We start from the raw sequence: 17,759 nt of genomic DNA on the forward strand, positions 1-17,759 counted from the left end.
TTTCTTGACACTTGAGAGAGTTGTTGCAGTTGTTATGCCAGCTTTTGTTTCCTTGGGTGTTTTTGTTGAATGAATGTTTGGCTTATATTGCTTTCGATTCTTTTTGTACTGACTCTGGCTCGATAAATTCTTTATGTAATAGCTCGGTGAACTTTGACTCTGTCACAGCCTTGCTGAATATAAAGCCCTGTATTTCCTCACATTTCAATGCTTTTAAAATGCTCAACTGCGAAGCGTCTTCGACTCCTTCACCGACAACTGACAGGCCCATGTTGTGTGCGATAGTGATGATCGAGTCGACCATCTTTAGATCTCTGTCTGATTTATCGATATCATCGACAAAAGCTTTATCTATCTTTAGCGTATGGATAGGGAAGCGTTTCAGGTAAGAAAGTGAAGAGTAACCGGTACCAAAATCATCTAAAGCCAGGCTTACGCCCATCTTAGCGAGTTGCTGCATCACCTTGATGGCTTTCTCCGGCTGTTTTATGACGGTCCCTTCGGTAATTTCAAGCTCTAAATTGGCTGCAGGCAGCTGTGTTAGACGTAAAATTGACTCTATTCGCTGTTGAAGATCGGGAAGAGCGAATTGATGTGAAGATAAATTGACGGCAACGCGTCCATCGAAAATTCCTTGACTCCGCCATTTTTGTGCCGCGAAGCAAGCTTTCTTCATCACTAAGTCACCAATTTCAACGATTAAGCCGTTCTCTTCCGCAAGAGGAATGAAGTCACTCGGGGGGATCAGTCCTTGCTCCGGATGGTTAAGGCGCACTAACGCTTCCATGCCCGCCATCTTTCCGGACTTGAGGTCAATTTTAGGCTGGTAATACACTTCAAACAGGTCATCACGTAAGCCTTCGCGGATCAGGTTTTCAACTTCGAGCTGTCGAATCGCGTTGCGGTTCAGCGACTCGGAATAGAATTGATAGCGATTACCGCCGCCAGATTTTGCGTGGTACATGGCAATATCGGCCTTACGCAGTAAGGCTTGCTCGTTTTGATCGTCTTCAGGGTAGAGCACGATGCCTATACTCATTCCTACAACCACCTTATCCGAGCTCAGTTCAAACGGGCTCACGAAAGCATCGATGACCTTGTTGGCGATAACGGCGCTGGAGCCTATATCCGGATTGTTATCGACTAATATGGCAAACTCATCTCCCCCTAGACGATAGATACTCGTATGGTAGGGCACGGTGTCTTCGATACGTTTAGCGACTTTAATTAACAGCTCATCACCGACCTGATGGCCTAATGAGTCATTGATCTTTTTGAAGTTATCCAAGTCCAACACCATCAAAGTATGGTGAGAGTCACGCTTGACCAGGTTACCTAAGGTCACCATAAGGCTGGAGCGGTTAGGTAAGTTAGTCAGTAAGTCGTTATTGGTAAGCTTTCTCAGCTCCTCCTCTTGTTGTTTACGCCTCGAGATATCGGAGAAGACACCGACATAATGGGACAACTGACCTAGATCGTCATAGATTGCATCGACGGTTAGCTCCATCAAAAAACTGCTGCCATCACCTTTCGCCGATTCAACCTCATTGCTCCAACTTCCCTGTTGATGCAGAATCGAGCGGATCTGATCAGAATAACTTTCGGGGTAGCGGTCGAAGTTTAGCTGTTTGCCGATAAACTGATCTCTCGATGTCATAGACAGTTCACAGCAGGCCTCGTTGACCTCCACAAAATAGAAGTTGCTATCAAGGATGAACATGCCTTCAGATATGTTGGCAATCGCTCTCTCGAATAACCTGAGTTGTTCCTCGGCATGCTTAAAATTATTAATATTTTTAATCGTGCCAGTCATTCGAAGCGCATTGTCTTTTTCATCCCGCTCGACAATTTTCGCTCTATCTAAGATCCACACCCATTCATCTGACTTGCCCTTTACCCGATAGGCGGCTTCGAAATGATCGGTTTTTCCGTAAAAATGATTGTTCAGTGCGCTGCTGACGCGCTCCTGATCCATAGGGTGGATATTACTCTCCTCACCATTTTCGCCGGAGCGTTGTCCATCTCGAGGAAACTCTAACGACCCCCAGATATTAGAGCGGTATATCTGGCCGGTTTCAATATCCCAATCCCACATCTCATCGCCGCTGCCCCACAGTGACAGCTTTAGTCGTTCCTCTGATTTGGCTATCTGATTCTGAACTTCACGACGGCGAAGTACTGCCTTTACTATCGCACCAGAGATAATCAGAGTTAACATTAAATAGATAAACTTAGCTTGTGAGGAGAGCCACCAAGGTGGAGTTATTAAGACATTTAACTGTTTAATTTGGCCAGGTTTTTTCTGTAAAGAATCTGTAGCATAAATGTTGAAGATGTATTCACCTGGAGATAGGTTCGTGTATGTTGCACTATTTATACCTTTAGCAGAAATCCAAGAGTCAGATAGGCCTTCCATTTGGTAGAAAAATTCTAATTCATCTTCCGCTTTTCCAGGAGAACCAAATTTAAATGTAAAAGGGTAGTCTGAATATTTAAGTGATATTTCATCAGAGATCGAAATAGGTTGTTTCAAAACTCCATCATTTACGGATCTTGGGATATTAAAAATGAGTAAATCTTCGATAGTTACTTTAGGTGGCACAATACTGTTAATAAAGCGCTCTACTTTATCTGTATTCAGTATGCTTATTCCATTTATGCCGCCTAGAATAAAACTCTTTTTCCAAAATAATGCAGATTGAGTATTGTACTCTTCTTGGCTTCCTGAAGAATAATCTAAAATAGAAATCTTGTTGTTGTGGATGTATATGGTTTCATTCAATGATGAGGCAGCCACTTTATCTTTGAATGTTGAAATGGAAAATATTGCTTTGTTATTAGTGTATACGGTTTTTATTTTATTGTTTTTTTTGTTAAGTGATAATAATGACTTTCTTGTGCCAAATAAAATTTCAGAGTTGTAGTTGCTAACGCTAAAAACCATGTCTTCCGCATATAAACTTATCACCTGTTCATCTCTGAGTCGGAATAAACCTCCCTGACTTGATACATATACATCACTCTCAGATACAGATATATCAAATATTGGATTCCCATTATCAATTAATGTCAAGCTTGAAGCCGTTTTGATTTCTGGAGTGATCGTTGATATGTAACCATCGATGGTGCCACCAATTATGGTATCGTTAGACTCATTCAATCTGAGAACTGAAAATTTATCAGTACTAATTTTTTGTGTGGTACCAGTTTGTAAGTTAATGGTGATTAAACCTTCAATGCTAGCTACATATAAATATCCATCGAAAGTCAGAGCTGATTTAGCACCTATAATTCCACTATCATATTTTTTTACAGTGTCTAGCTTCTTATTATAAACAGATATTAACTTTGATGCGCTTGCAATGGTAAGAAGATTTTGGTCTTCTTCATTGAGTGACCATACATTGTGCTGTTCTAATGAGTGACCTTGAATGAGGTTTGATCTATTTCTTACTTGGATTAGCCCCATGTTTGTTGATATATACAGACTGTTAATGCCTACAGATATTAATGGTTTTTCTAGTATGTAATCATCTTTTTTCAACTTTCCTAAGCTTTTTGGTGTAAAATCGGTTCCTAATTCAAATATCTCTTCATTTTTTATTCCGTACAAAACATTTTTAGACGAGAACAAATTGTCGTAATTAATACTTGTTACCTTAGTTAACACCCCGTCTGATAACGTTGAAATACCATCTGTTGAATTTATTAAAAGTGTATTTTTTATTTTTAAAATATTTATTGAATTGTTGGTTAATACTCTGGCTTTGTCGCTGTATTCAATGACTTTTCCATCATAGTTTCGTATGATATAAACGTCATTATGAATTGTAATGCTCTTTATTCCATCGAAGTATTCATGTGTTATAGGTGTAGATGTTGATTTTTTATTGTTATCAAAAGACATTATTTCTTTATCTGTTCCAATGATAATTTTATCGTCTGAAATTAAAATTGACCAAATCGGGAGGGCGTTTATTAATAAGTCTTTAGTCAAAGGTTTGAATTTATCTTGTGATTTATCTAAAGCAACAAGCCCTTTATCAGTACCTACAAGTAAGTTTCCAGCTTTATCTATAGCTAAGCTTCTAATGAAAGAACTGGGTAAACCGCTTTTTTTATCATCACTTGCAAAGTAGTGCTTGAATCTGGAACCGTCAAATCGATTTAAACCATTAACGGTTCCTATCCATACGTAACCGTCTTTATCTTCAACAATAGAGGTAACAGTGCTCTGAGATAGCCCTTCTGGAACACCATAGTATTCAGCATTAAGCAGGATAGAAGCCTGCAGGGTTTCTTCTGCTGGCTCTGCCGCTTGTGCTTGACCAAAAATGCAGAGGGTCAGTAGGAGAGTGATGATAATTTTCATAAGAGAATTTGGCATATTTTTAGTTTGATTATTAGCCAGTAATGCTTAGGCAACAGATGTTTAACCTCACTTTTTCAGAAAGTGAACAGTTTGTCAAAATTTGAAGGCTTTTTAGCAGGTGATAATTATTACTATTTTCATTTTATCCTCAGATATTGTTCTGAAACTATCCCTTGTACCTCGTCAAATAGAGGCGTGGAGCCACATTTTTAGTGCTTTTGACTGATTTCGTTCTCCCTTTGATAATCTTATATTTTATGTATCTTTTATCCTTTTGCAAAGGGCTAATACTAAGCGGGATTGCTAAAGGCCTTGTCGATATCGTCGGACATCGAGATTGACTGTCCGGGAGAGATAGCAAGCAGTGTTGGCTGATAGACACTGCTTACAAACTTCTATTTGTTCACTGTTTTTGTTTCCTGCAGTGGTTAACTCCTGCTTGTTAACCTCTAATAAGTCAGTCTCGATTAATAACTAAATTTGTCTGCATTTAGCTTAAAGGTACGTAGATCGGTGATCATATTATCTGAGGTCAAGGGTTCCAGGTTACCGTGGCTTTCGCCGGTTGTGAACAGGACGAGCCTGTCGCAGTGCTTAGTTCGCATCTTCTTCATCATAAATTTGATTAAGTCGGATCGGTTTAATTTAGCGACCTCTTTGACTACGAGTTCCCTTTGGGTGAATTGATAGTCTTTGTTACCAATGCTCGACCAATACCTCTGCCCACGAGTCTTCAGGTTGGGATCATGCTCCATCACTTGATTGATCAGTCCTTGCTTCGTCATTTCCCATTGCTCGTTGGTTATCTGCATCACGGCATAGTTAAAATCTGCAATAAATTCGTCAATGGCCTCTAAAAGCTGTCTTGGTCCAGATGTCGGTGACTGAATATAGAAGATCATACCCGGGTATCTGTTGAGTGGCAGGTACCCAGTGCCTACCATGTAACCCAACTGCTTCTTGGTACGTAATTCATGGAAGAAGGTCGATGACATAGTATGGTTTAACAAACTAAACAGAGCCATCTGGTCCGCAGAAGCGGCATCGGCCTGGTAGTACACTATGATGCTGCTGTCCTGATGTGAGGCATCCAGTTCTCGCATCATAGTACCGTGCCCCGCCAGGTTAACCAGCTCACGCTCTGATTCACTGCTTGGAGAGGAGACAAGAGATAAGATGTGATCCAAGCGTTTACCTAATGCTTGGACTTCACTTTCCAACCAATCACCATAGACCAAGCCTTCGAGATGGATTTTTTCAAAGAAGCTTCTGACATGCTCGTGTAGATCTTCGAGTGTGATCCCCTCTAGTTCCTCGGCCATTCGTGATGGTTCATAACTGCGTTTCTGTAAGGTAACCGTGAGGCTGGTAAATATTTGAGAGATAGGTTTTGCTCTCGCCTGATTATACCAACTCCTTAAAATCTGTCGCTTAATCAGATTGAACCGGCCTTGAGTGAAATTTCGTTGCCTCGCTTTTTCAATCAGAAGGGCTAGTAGCACCTCTTGTTTGCCGGTGAAACCGGTGAGGTGCAGTGTGATCCCACCCTGGTGTGGATAGATATTGTAGCTGAGCCCGGCAACTTCGGCTTGGTAGGTAAATTCGGTCAGGTAGTCGAGTAGCATCTCAACATACAGGCGTGTTAATGCAGCATTTTTAGGTGAAGAAGCTGCCTGTACCGAATCGAGTGACAGATAGAGGTGTCCCTTAGGCACATTAAATTCATCATCTTTTCTGTGCCAGATGCGGTATCCCTTTTCCTGAGAGACGATAACGGGGACTCTATTTGGGCTTTTATCGGCCCTGGGAATTGAGTCTTCGATAATAAACGGGTTGGCGTCAGGCAATTTTAGCTCAGGTCTTATCGGAAGCTGACTCCAGTGTTTTAGCTTCTCCGGGCTGATGGCTTTTATTTGGTAAGGTGTGTGATACCAGGCTGCCTGTCGTTCTGTATCAAGCTCAGAAGAGATGAGTTGAACGCGAAGGTTCGATGGCGTCATCATATTTAATAGACTTAGGGTCTCGGGAACGTTGAGACTATCCATCTTGTAATCACCGAAGAGAAGATCTTCAACATCGTAATGATGCATATTGATGCTGAGATGGCTGGCCAGATCCAGCGCCTTAATCTGTTCCTGATATTTAAACGCCAGTTTCAATAAGTTGGCCCGCTCCTTATAGCGCCATTCCTGCATCCCTTGTGTTTTGATCAGTTCAATATATTCAAAAGCGCATTCAATGACTGTATCCAGGTTAGCGACCCCTTTATCAGTGAGTTGAATGCTGATGTTATAATCTTTGAAATTGTAGCCGTTCACGCCTCCGCCAGCTGATAAATTCACAGCTAAATCATTATCTTTGAGATAAGAGAGTAAGCTGCCATTGCCTTCGTAACCCAGCAGGTGACTGATAAAGGTCAAGGGCTTATGTTTATAGAAGGGGTCAATTGCGGGCAGACTAAAGGTCATGGCGACCCTTTTTTGTTCCTTAACTGGAATGATATTTATCTGGGACTCTAGTTGCTCGGCTTGATATATTGGGACATCAGGATACGCTTTTTTGATCTGATGATTATCAATGTCGCTAAAGTAAGTATTCGCCAGCATCTCTAAATCGGCCAGAGAGCATGGCGCTACAAGACATAGCGTCATTAAATTAGCGCTGTAATGAGACTGATAAAAGCTGACTAACTCTGATCTTAAAGTAGATTCATCCCCACCTAAGGTTTCTAAATTGCCTACTGAAAATTTTGAAAATGGGTGAGCCGGGTTGACGGTCTCTTTCTGTACCTGATACGTGCGACGAATATCATCTTTGAGTTTTAGGCTGAATTCAGACTCAATGGCATGACGCTCACGATCGACTAACTCCTTGCTAAACAGAGGTGCGATGAAAAATTGGCTAAAACGGTCGAGTGACTCTTCGAATACATCTGCATTTATGCAAAAGAAAAAGTTGGTTTGTTCTGTCCCCGTCCATGCGTTATTACTGCCGCCATGTTGATTGATAAAGGCATGGTATTCCCCAGATTCCGGGAACTTTTCTGTACCGAGAAAAAGCATGTGCTCGAGAAAGTGTGCCATTCCGGGTCTGGAGAACGGGTCATCAAAGTGGCCGACGTTTACAGCCATCGATGCGGCAGCCTGGCTGGCTTGCTTATCTTCGACCAGCAGAACAGATAAACCATTTTCCAATACAAGATACTGATATCGGCGATGATCGTTAGGGCTTTTTATGATTTGCAAAGATTCTGGCAACTAGACGCTCCGAATATGTTAGCGGTTACTATCTCACTCACGAGAAAGACTATTTTTATACAATAATTCTTGCGATAGATATTATATATTGGTCTCCTTATCTGGCTTTGGCAAATGTCTCTGCGTCTATTCGACTAATTAATAACTTATTTTTGGTTTGTCCTAACTGTGTTTAAGGCTACAATTGGCGTATAAAGAGATAAGAAAAATGAGTAGCGAGAGTAGTATGCAGCTATTTTTAATGCGACATGGTGAAGCTAGTTATCTTGCTCATTCAGACAGAGAGCGGGTACTTACCGAGACCGGGCGTTACCACACCTCACTAATGAGTAACTGGTTGGCGAGAACGGTTATGGAGTTCGACCTTGTATTGGTCAGCCCCTATCTGAGAGCTCAACAGAGCTGGCAGGAGGTCAGTAAACACTTTCCTGAGCCCAGGAAGTGGTTAGTGCTCGACGAATTAGTTCCCTCTGGCGATCCCTGTACGGCGGCCGATTTAACCCTTGCTTATGCCGAGCAATACAAGGCTGACAAGGTGTTAGTGATTGCTCACATGCCTTTATTGGGTTACATGGTCAGCGAGTTGGTGGCGGGAACAGAGCCGCCTTTGTTTGCGACTTCAGGTTTGACCTTAATAGACAAACATGCAGAGCAAGCTTCATTAGTTTGGCAGCATAATCCGCACACCGTAAGTTAGTCTTGAGCCACGAGCGTTATTGCGGGGTGAGATTCTCTATGTAGGAGCGGCTTTAGCCGCGAATGTTTTGGAGAAACAAGCATCTAGTTTCACCTGTCATCCCGGTGAGCTTTTAGCCGAGATCTGACCTCCATGGTCTTAAGCGTTCCCTACGCTTCAAAGACATTTCCCATGTCCCTATGGGTCAGTGGAGGAAATGCCTGAACTGGTATGGAACCAGTTGGGTAGACCTCCATGGTCTAAGCGTTCTATACGCTTCAAAGACATTTCCCATTTCCCATTTCCCTGTGGGTCAGTGGAGGAAATGTCAAATGATGTATGGAACATCATCGACCAGTGCTTAATTACTTAGGCTTTACTCAAACTGGATTCTGAAACAAGTTCAGAATGACCAGAATAGAGATTTCCATTCATAATTTTTCTGTTCTTTCTTGAGCTAAACGCTCTATCTTCTGTAAGGCACATCGCCGATATCGATGAGTACCAAGAGAGCCGCATCGCCACCCCATTCTTTAGGGGCTTTATGAAAGGCCATCACATGAGGATGCTGGGCTAACCACATGGGAATATTCTGCTTCAGGATCCCTGTACCATGTCCATGCATCACACAGCAGCAATGGGATTGTTGCCTTATGCATGCCTGAATCAATGCAGCCAGTTCAAGTTTAGCTTCTGATTGCCGCAGACCATGAAGGTCGAGTAACAAGTCCGGCTGGTAATCGCCCCGGCGTAATCGTTTTACCTCAAAGCTGTCCACATCATCTCGATTCCAGCGCATGGCGCCTTCATCGGGAAGGTGAGGTTGATAAGTATCTGAAAAATAACTGTCGGCGTGCAGCTGTTGCTCTTTCTCTTCTATCTGTTTTTTATCTTTTGAAGGCATTCTAAAATGACGCTTATCCTGCTTCAAGGGTTTGATCCCTTCAGTTAGCGTCGAAAACAGATCTTGATCTTCGGTGTTATTTTTCTTCTTCATATCTCAATTTACTGGTCTGGACTGTCGATTTGAACGCCGTAGCTGTGCTTGATTAAGCAACTATTAGCAACTATGAGTCAAATCATAGTGATTAATTATATACCCAAACAACTTCTCGGCTTGCTCTACGGGAGCTTTGAAACGAGCATTTTGAAGTGGCTTGGGTATATTCCTCCCCCTATTTTATTGAATCCGATGGCATATGAATAGAGTTCAGTTACAATGAGGCGGAATTATCATGCTGGAGTGAGTTTTGGATAAGATTTTTGTAGATGAAGCTGTGACTGAATTGCGTACAATTGGTGACATGCTGCGCTGGGCTGTGAGTCGTTTTAATGATGCCAATATTTATTATGGTCATGGAACCGATAATGCGTGGGATGAAGCGATTGCGCTGGTCTTTCATGCCCTACATCTGCCTGAAGAGATTGGGCAGCAAGTTATACATTCAAACCTTACCAGCTCAGAAAAGCATAAGATTGTAGAGCTTATCATTCGCCGGGTCAGAGAACGTTTACCGGTACCTTACCTGACTAACAAAGCGATGTTTGCAGGATTAGAGTTTTACGTAGACGAACGTGTTCTTGTTCCTCGCTCTCCGATTGCAGAGATGATAGCAAATCGTTTCAGCCCTTGGTTATACAATAAGCCGGTTAACCGCATACTCGATCTGTGTACGGGCAGCGCATGTATCGCTATCGCCTGTGCTTATGAGTTTGATGAAGCGGAGGTTGATGCATTAGATATCAGCACCGATGCACTTGAGGTCGCTCAAATAAACGTTGAGTCTTTAGGAGTGATGGACAGAGTCTTCCCAATGGAATCAGATATCTTCTCTGCGATACCTAAAGGCCCTCATTATGACCTTATCGTATCAAACCCCCCCTATGTTGATGCAGAAGATATCGGCGATATGCCGGATGAATTCCATCATGAGCCAGAGGTCGGCTTAGCATCAGGTAGAGACGGACTGGATCTGACTAAACGGATTTTGGCTAATGCCAGCGACTACCTCACTGAAGAGGGCTTACTGGTTGTTGAAGTCGGTAACTCGATGGTGCATCTCATCGAACTGTTCCCTGATGTTCCTTTCACTTGGGTAAGCTTCGAACATGGCGGTGACGGTGTGTTTGTGTTGACTCGTGATCAGCTAGTTGAAAATGAATCACTTTTCGCCATCTATAAAGACAGTGAATAATCGGCACTGAGTCATACTGGTGATAAAAAAGGCTAACGAATATGTTAGCCTTTTTTAATTCTGTTACTCAAAGCCCATTTGGGCTAATCTCAGATGGTGTATTACACCAATCTCATTAAATATGTTGTCAATTCAGAGTCACTCAGACTTTTCAATTCAAGGCGCATTGATGAAAGAATGGTTATTCCCTTGTAAGTCAATGCAATGTAGAAGTGGAATGTCTGAGAGCCTCCCTAAGGGCGGGTTTTAAAGCCCTGTATGCTACGTTGAATGCTTTTGATATAGAATAACTATTAGCTTCAATCATCCGCCTTGCCTTCAGCGCTTTGAACTCCCGCTGAATGAACAGATATTTGATGAAATTGGTATTAACTTCAGAGTATTTTCATAACTAGCTAAAAGGTGAAGAAAACGGATGTCCGGAAACAGTATTGGTCAGAATTTTGTGGTAACAACATTTGGTGAAAGCCACGGAAAAGCATTAGGGTGCATAATTGATGGATGCCCTCCCGGGCTTGAGCTCAATGAGGCCGACATGCAGCGCGATCTTGACCGCAGACGTCCAGGTACTTCACGCTATACAACGGCAAGGCGTGAGCCCGACGAAGTGCGCGTACTCTCGGGGATCTTCGAGGGTAAAACCACCGGCACCTCTATCGGTTTGATGATCGAAAATACCGATCAGCGCAGCAAAGATTATTCGAATATTAAAGACCTTTTCCGTCCCGGACACGCCGATTATACCTACCAGCAAAAGTATGGCCTGCGCGATTACCGTGGAGGCGGACGTTCATCGGCTCGTGAAACCGCGATGCGTGTGGCTGCAGGCGCGGTGGCAAAAAAATACCTTAAACAAGTTCATGGTATTGAAATTAACGGCTACCTGTCTCAACTCGGCCCGATAAAGGCTGAGACAATAGATTTTACTCAAATTGAACAAAATGCTTTTTTCTTCCCCGATGAGTCTAAGCTCGATGAGCTTGATGAATATATGCGTAAGCTGATTAAAAGTGGCGACTCCATCGGTGCTAAAGTCAGCGTGGTCGCAACGGGTGTTCCCGTTGGACTAGGAGAGCCGGTATTTGACAGGCTCGACGCCGAAATTGCCCATGCCCTAATGGGGATTAATGCCGTAAAAGGGGTGGAGATAGGTGATGGTTTCGACGTCGTCAATCAGAAGGGATCTGAGCACAGAGACCTGATGTCACCACAAGGTTTTGCCTCAAATCATGCCGGCGGTATCTTAGGTGGAATATCTTCCGGTCAGCCTATTGTTGCCCACATAGCGATGAAGCCAACTTCCAGTATCAGTATTCCGGGTGAAAGTATGACGGCACAAGGCGATGTCGCCGAAGTGGTTACCAAAGGCCGCCACGATCCCTGTGTTGGTATTCGTGCGGTACCGATTGCTGAAGCCATGCTGGCGATTGTATTAATGGATCACCTCCTGAGACACAGAGCGCAGAATATGGATGTCAATAGTCAGACACCAGAGATAGGGATGCGTTAACGCTTTTGCTCTCTGCTTAAGGGCTACACTCTCGATTGAAGGCGCATTTTGCGCCTTTTTTATACATGGATGTTTCTGATAAAAGCTTAACGTTTACCGCATTGACTAGTAATTGGTATAAAATACTGTTGCCCTCAATATTTAGAATAAAATCAATGAATCAATCCGCTCAAGTTAGCACGCAGTTGCGTTGGATCAGCGCCTGTTATTTTTTCTTCTTTGCCATTCTCGGCGTGATGGTGCCTTATCTGGGGGTCTTCTTTGAGAACCGTGGTTTTAATCCCCAAGAGATAGGCTTCTTGTTGGCCATTTTGATGGCCACCCGTATCATAGCGCCAAATGTTTGGGCCATGGTGGCGGATAAAACGGGTATGCGCTCACAACTGATTAAGTGGGGGGCCGCAGCCGCTGCCGTCAGCTATCTGAGTTTTTTTTATGATGGCAGTTTCACCTATCTAGCCATCAGTTTGAGTATCTATACTTTCTTCTGGAATGCCATTTTAGCCCAGCTCGAGGTGATAACACTCGAAACCTTAGGTGAAAATACCTCGCGTTACGGCTCCATTCGCAGCTTCGGTAGTTTAGGTTATCTGGTGTTTGTTGTGAGTGTCGGTTTTGCAATCAGCCTGTGGGGAACCGAGATTTTACCCTACATCGGCATGCTGCTGTTTATTGGCTTACTGATCAGTGCCTTGCCGCTGCCGTCAGACAGGGTGGTGGTTAAGCATCAAGCCGAAAAGCCAAAACTTAAAATTGATCGGGCCATATTCTGGTTTCTTATCTCCGCTATCTTGTTACAGATGAGTGCAGGGCCGTTTTATGGGTTCTTCGTCCTCTATCTGAAGCAGTCCGGTTACAGTGAGGCCATCGCGGGCATCTATGTCGCATTCGGTGTGCTCGCTGAGATCCTGATGTTTATGATAGCGCCGCGTCTATTGGGTCGCTTCGGGGTAAACAGACTATTGATCATCAGCCTGGGCTTTACCGGCGTTCGTTGGTTATTGATGGCATATTGTGTCGATAATTTTCTGTTGCTGGGTGTGAGTCAACTCCTGCACGCGTTTACGTTTGGCTTAGTGCATGCCGCCTCCATTCAATTTGTGCATGGATACTTCGATATCAGTCATCGCAGTAAAGGTCAGGCACTGTATGCAAGCTTAAGCTTTGGTGTTGGTGGGGCATTGGGGACCTGGCTCTGTGGTATGATCTGGGGAGATGGAAGTGGGGCTTCATTGGCGTGGGTTGCTGCGGCGGTCTGTGCATTTCTTGCTATGTTGGCTATCTTTTTTATCCCCCAAAAGGGTAAACATTAACGTTAATCGCATGCCGGAATAGAACGCTGGTATTGAACTCCGATATTCAGTGCGTGCGATCAAATATTTGTACAAGGACAAGTAATGACAAGTCGGTTTCGTTTAGGTTTGATTATTAACCCTTTAGCGGGTCTGGGTGGTAGCGTCGCGCTTAAAGGCAGCGACGGTGTTGCTATGGAGGCGATAGCTAAAGGGGCTAAGCCTAAGGCTCACCTGCGAATGCAGCAGGCCCTTGAGGTGATCTTACCGTACCGGGAGCAGGTTGAAATTATTACGGCCTCGGGTCCAATGGGCGAAACCTTGGCATTGCAGATGGGCTTTCATGTTCGAGTCGTGCATGAAGTCGCTGATGAAACGCAGGCTGAAGATACTCAGGCTGTGGTTAAAGTCTTACTCAATGAAACATTAGATCTCTTGCTGTTTGCCGGTGGCGATGGGACAGCGCGCGATATCTTTGCTGTAGCCCATGACAATATGCCAGTGCTTGGTGTGCCTGCCGGAGTAAAAATCCATTCAGGGGTATATGGCATCACGCCTCATGCGTCGGGTATGGTGGTCAAGATGCTGCTCGACGGTGAACTTGTGAGCCTGATGGATGCCGATGTGATGGATATCGACGAAATCGCTTTTCGTGAAGGGCGGGTTAAGGCGCGCCGCTTTGGTGAAATGCTGGTGCCAGCCGAGCCCAGATATATTCAGGCCGTTAAGATGGGCGGGATTGAGAGCGATGAGCTGGTGCTTGCCGATATCGCTGCGGAGATTATCGGGGAGATGGAAGATGAGCTTTATATCATGGGCTCGGGCAGTACAGTCGCAGCTGTGATGGCTGAACTTAATCTGGATAACACCTTGCTGGGTGTCGATCTTGTTAAATCTCACCAGCTTCTGGGTTCAGATTTGACGGCGATGCAACTCATCGAAATGACGGATGAATTGCCGACCAAGTTAGTGATAACCCTTATCGGTGGGCAAGGGCATATTCTGGGAAGAGGCAATCAACAGTTGTCACCGCCATTGATCAGGCGGATTGGAAAAGAGAATATTATTATTCTGGCGACAAAAACTAAGTTAAAAGCACTTGAAGGCAGGCCGTTAATTGTGGATAGTGGCGACCCTGAATTGGATCGGGAACTGTGTGGCTACTACCGGGTGATCACTGGCTATCATGATTATGTGATGTATCAGGTCGCAAATCCGGATCTAGACTGAGTCACAACCGAACAAATATATTAAAGAGCGAGCTTATTTTGCTTGCTTCAAATCAAAATCACACTAAATGAGTGGAGTGGGTATGTTAGAGAAGTATGAGCTGGCGTCAGAGAATTGGGTATCAAGCATCGTTGAACAGGGTGATGATGATGCACTTTTTGCCAGTGGTTATCTTCAAGGACATTTTGCGGTTGTCTTGTCTCAGCTGGAAGTTGAAGACGATCAGGGTTTCGATGCCCTTAATGAAAAGATGCAAACCTGTCTGGTCTTGGCCAGAGAAGAGTTAGATGACAGAGATTTTTCACTCGTTGAAAATGCCTGGTCTGAGCTAAGTAAAGTCATCAAGGCTTAATTGTTTGAGTAGTAAAATGAAACGAAGTTATGTCAGTATCGGGTTAGTTAACCCCAAGAGTCCGACCAATGTGGGTGGGATCATGCGCGCTGCGGGTTGTTACCGTGTCGATTCGGTATTATTCACCGGCAAACGATACCTATTAGCCGCCAGCAATGGTAATGCCCAATACAATACCGATACCAAAGGTGCAAGCCAGCAGATCCCATTGACGGCTGTTGAGTCACTGGTCGACAGTTGTCCCGTTGGTGTGAAGATTATTTGTGTCGATTTGGTTGAAGGTGCAATACCACTTCCTGAATTTGAACATCCTGAGAAGGCTATCTATGTCTTCGGGCCCGAGGATGGCACCATCAGTCAGCAGGTGATCAATAAAGCCCACGCAGTCGTCTATGTCCCGACTGTCGGCTGTATGAACTTGGCCGCGTCAGTCAATGTCTTGTTGTATGACAGGTTATCTAAGTCGACTCAAACCATAGCCAACGATGAACTGATCAGAGAAAGTCGTGATACCAATAACAGAGTCAGAGTCAAAAAATAAGAGTACAGAGATAAAAAGAAACCCAGCTAATCAGCTGGGTTTTGTTTATCTGATACCGTGGCATACGAGAGTGCTTTATGAGCTAGAGGCTTTATGATTTAGAGCGCTTTGCCTTTAATGAGTTTTCTCATCCAAAAACGGTTGGGGTTGAGCATTTCAAGCATCGGCATGCTAAGAGGAACTATCTCTCCACACAGCTGTGCAGCTAGCGCCTCTGCCGCCAAAGGGCCAGAAGTTATCCCCCTCGAGCCCAGCCCTCCGAGAATAAACAAGCCCTTATGAGTCGGAGCGGGAGTCTCTTTCCAAAACTTAATGCTCTCTTTGGTATGTTGGTGTTGCTCATATTGAGTCAGCATCAAGTTGGTGTCGGGGGCACACCCCATCATAGGAGCATGATCTCGGGTCACCATACGTACGCCGACCCGCGCACTGTGCCCGGTAATATCCACATCTTCCGTCCAGGGCTTATCGACATAGCTATGTTTGATTTTATGTAGGTTTTCTACCTGTTCTACAGCGCAGTAATCGAGGTTTGTCGGGTTTTTCACATAACTGGCGCCGGTACAGTGAAATTTGTTATGCCCCGGAGTCAGGTAACCGTGGGAGCAAAGCACCGTGCTCAGTTTAGTTAGCGCATTTCGTGACGGAATGTGGCTGACCTGTCCACGAAACCCTGTGGCGGGGAGCTTCTCGCTCTGTTTAAACTGAGTGAGTCCCTGACCATTGGCTAACACCAGATTGGCGAAGGGGCCGATTTCAAGCTCCTGCGAAGCTTCTTGTATATGGTTATCTGTAAAGTCAGTGTGGTTATCATCAACACGCTTATACAGATACCAGAGCCCCTCTTTTTGTTCTATGCGTGTAATGTCGGCATTAAACTCTACGGTGACATCGCTTAGTCGAGCCGCCTTATCGAATGCGGCTCGGGTAAATTCGTGAGGGCATATCCAGCCGCCCAGCGGGTAATAGATCCCCGCTTTATCGATATCGATACCCGCTGTTTGTGTAGCCGAGGCAGCATCTATAAGGTAAGCCATCTTCTCATTCCAGCTTTGACCATTAATGATTTTGTCCAGTCGTGCGCTGCTGCGGGCATCGAAACCCGTTTGCAGTACGCCACAAAAGTCATAGGAGACGGTAAACTCATCATCTATCAGTGCTTGCAGGCGGCGACGACTGAACAGGAACCCCTGTTGAAAGTAGTGACTTAAGTGGCCGTTATCCGGTGTGAGAAGCGGGTAGACGGCGCCTTGTTTATTCCCGGATGCTTGTTGGGCAAAACTTGCATCACTACAAAAAATGCGTACCTTTTTATTGCGCTGAGCAAGTGAGAGTGCCAAGTGTGTACTGGCTACTCCGCCGCCGATAATGGCTATTTCACCTTTACCGTCATTATTGTTGGCCGCTGTAATAGGGCAGTACTGAAACTTATCTGATTGTGCATGCCTTAACGCACGCCGCTCCAGCAGCGGGATATCATTACTATCAATGTCATTACTATCAATATCATTACGAATAGTATCAGCGAACTTGCTGTCAGTGGCTTTCTGAGTCCCAGGTACTGTGGTGTCAAGTAAGAGCCCCAGGCCGACCGTTTGAGCCAGAGCAGCAATGTGCTTGCTCTCTTCTCTATCGGGAGCACTAAAGGAGACCGTCGCATTATCACGGCTTAATTTAGCCATCTGCCAGAAGCTGGCTTCGTCGAGTGAGTCGGCTTCAATCTTTTCCGTGATACTCCAATGGGCGATAAGCGCCGAATCGTCCGCCACCTTGTTTTTGACAGAGGTTGGTGCGATTTGCTGAAGCTGGCTCTGCGTGCTACCTAAGTAGATATCGAGTATGAAGCGGCCATCATCGAAGATAAGTCGCTGGCAGCCCTCGATAGCAACAATATCCGCTCGAAGGAGAGCCTCTACCATGGTCGATTGTTCATCGTCCTGAGTGAGTCTTGAGTCAGGGGAGGCGAGTGAAGCCAGTTTTAGATTGAAGTCGGCCAGTGTATCGAAATGTGATTCGAAGATTTTTAAGTTTACGGCTCTCGAAGGGCTGTTTTTTCGTAAATAATGCCATAATGAGACTAGCAGCCTAGGGCAACCTAAGCCCAATTGACCTAAAGTGAGAGTCTGGCTGGCATCGTTTTTGACGGGAAAAAGGGTGAAAATTGAGGATAAATGACCAGTTAACTTACTCATTTGCATATTTTCTTCATGTTCTTTAGTCAATGAATTTACTCTATGTCTCATATTAGGCATTATTTTACGCGTCTTTATGGAAAGCTGACCACTTAATTGCAATAAAAGCGATATTATAGCGTCAGCAAATTGGTACTAAACG

General features: G+C 44.4%; 11 protein-coding genes. 7 read left to right on the forward strand and 4 right to left on the reverse strand.

What is annotated here, in order from left to right:
• Window positions 1-82: 82 nt before the first annotated feature.
• Window positions 83-4,372, reverse strand: coding sequence for an EAL domain-containing protein (locus EKG38_RS22095; RefSeq protein WP_246033245.1), 4,290 nt, complete (start codon window positions 4,370-4,372; stop codon window positions 83-85).
• Between the two features lie 467 nt (window positions 4,373-4,839).
• Window positions 4,840-7,629, reverse strand: coding sequence for an insulinase family protein (locus EKG38_RS22100; protein WP_126523155.1), 2,790 nt, complete (start codon window positions 7,627-7,629; stop codon window positions 4,840-4,842).
• A gap of 226 nt (window positions 7,630-7,855) precedes the next feature.
• Between EKG38_RS22100 and sixA the strand changes: the two genes are divergently transcribed.
• Window positions 7,856-8,326 carry a phosphohistidine phosphatase SixA gene (sixA, locus tag EKG38_RS22105; RefSeq protein ID WP_041422054.1) on the forward strand — a complete coding sequence of 157 codons (471 nt, stop codon included), beginning with the start codon at window positions 7,856-7,858 and terminating at the stop codon, window positions 8,324-8,326.
• 445 nt (window positions 8,327-8,771) lie between these two features.
• Here the strand turns inward: sixA and smrB are convergent, their stop codons facing one another.
• Window positions 8,772-9,302 (reverse strand): endonuclease SmrB, encoded by a 531-nt coding sequence (gene smrB / locus EKG38_RS22110; protein WP_126523156.1) that lies wholly within the window; start codon window positions 9,300-9,302, stop codon window positions 8,772-8,774.
• A 253-nt stretch (window positions 9,303-9,555) separates the two neighbouring features.
• Between smrB and prmB the strand changes: the two genes are divergently transcribed.
• From prmB to EKG38_RS22140, 6 genes are all read left to right on the forward strand, one after another.
• A complete protein-coding gene (gene prmB, locus EKG38_RS22115) occupies window positions 9,556-10,500 on the forward strand; it encodes a 50S ribosomal protein L3 N(5)-glutamine methyltransferase (RefSeq protein WP_126523157.1) in 945 nt (314 codons plus the stop codon).
• 415 nt (window positions 10,501-10,915) lie between these two features.
• Window positions 10,916-12,010: a chorismate synthase gene (aroC, locus tag EKG38_RS22120; protein ID WP_126523158.1), complete on the forward strand. Its 1,095-nt coding sequence runs from the start codon at window positions 10,916-10,918 to the stop codon at window positions 12,008-12,010.
• 155 nt (window positions 12,011-12,165) lie between these two features.
• Window positions 12,166-13,323, forward strand: coding sequence for an MFS transporter (locus EKG38_RS22125; protein ID WP_126523159.1), 1,158 nt, complete (start codon window positions 12,166-12,168; stop codon window positions 13,321-13,323).
• An 84-nt stretch (window positions 13,324-13,407) separates the two neighbouring features.
• Window positions 13,408-14,532 (forward strand): ATP-NAD kinase family protein, encoded by a 1,125-nt coding sequence (locus EKG38_RS22130; protein ID WP_126523160.1) that lies wholly within the window; start codon window positions 13,408-13,410, stop codon window positions 14,530-14,532.
• An 82-nt stretch (window positions 14,533-14,614) separates the two neighbouring features.
• The gene (locus EKG38_RS22135; protein ID WP_126523161.1) at window positions 14,615-14,884 is read left to right on the forward strand and encodes a YfcL family protein; all 270 of its coding nucleotides are present in this window, start codon (window positions 14,615-14,617) and stop codon (window positions 14,882-14,884) included.
• A 16-nt stretch (window positions 14,885-14,900) separates the two neighbouring features.
• Window positions 14,901-15,425, forward strand: coding sequence for an RNA methyltransferase (locus EKG38_RS22140; protein ID WP_126523162.1), 525 nt, complete (start codon window positions 14,901-14,903; stop codon window positions 15,423-15,425).
• Between the two features lie 98 nt (window positions 15,426-15,523).
• Here the strand turns inward: EKG38_RS22140 and mnmC1 are convergent, their stop codons facing one another.
• Entirely contained in the window at window positions 15,524-17,617 is a 2,094-nt protein-coding gene (gene mnmC1 / locus EKG38_RS22145) for an FAD-dependent 5-carboxymethylaminomethyl-2-thiouridine(34) oxidoreductase MnmC1 (protein WP_246033246.1), read from the reverse strand.
• Window positions 17,618-17,759: the final 142 nt, after the last annotated feature.

The sequence above is a fragment of the Shewanella canadensis genome, assembly GCF_003966225.1.
Taxonomy (GTDB): Bacteria; Pseudomonadota; Gammaproteobacteria; order Enterobacterales; family Shewanellaceae; genus Shewanella; species Shewanella canadensis.

What these genes read in the sequence shown, in the direction of transcription:
- EKG38_RS22140 (WP_126523162.1), top strand. Translation starts at nt 14,901, where the DNA reads ATGAAACGAAGTTATGTCAGTATCGGGTTAGTTAACCCCAAGAGTCCG.
- sixA (WP_041422054.1), top strand. Translation starts at nt 7,856, where the DNA reads ATGCAGCTATTTTTAATGCGACATGGTGAAGCTAGTTATCTTGCTCAT.
- aroC (WP_126523158.1), top strand. Translation starts at nt 10,916, where the DNA reads ATGTCCGGAAACAGTATTGGTCAGAATTTTGTGGTAACAACATTTGGT.
- EKG38_RS22135 (WP_126523161.1), top strand. Translation starts at nt 14,615, where the DNA reads ATGTTAGAGAAGTATGAGCTGGCGTCAGAGAATTGGGTATCAAGCATC.
- mnmC1 (WP_246033246.1), bottom strand. Translation starts at nt 17,617, where the DNA reads ATGAGTAAGTTAACTGGTCATTTATCCTCAATTTTCACCCTTTTTCCC.
- EKG38_RS22125 (WP_126523159.1), top strand. Translation starts at nt 12,166, where the DNA reads ATGAATCAATCCGCTCAAGTTAGCACGCAGTTGCGTTGGATCAGCGCC.
- EKG38_RS22095 (WP_246033245.1), bottom strand. Translation starts at nt 4,372, where the DNA reads ATGAAAATTATCATCACTCTCCTACTGACCCTCTGCATTTTTGGTCAA.
- EKG38_RS22130 (WP_126523160.1), top strand. Translation starts at nt 13,408, where the DNA reads ATGACAAGTCGGTTTCGTTTAGGTTTGATTATTAACCCTTTAGCGGGT.
- smrB (WP_126523156.1), bottom strand. Translation starts at nt 9,302, where the DNA reads ATGAAGAAGAAAAATAACACCGAAGATCAAGATCTGTTTTCGACGCTA.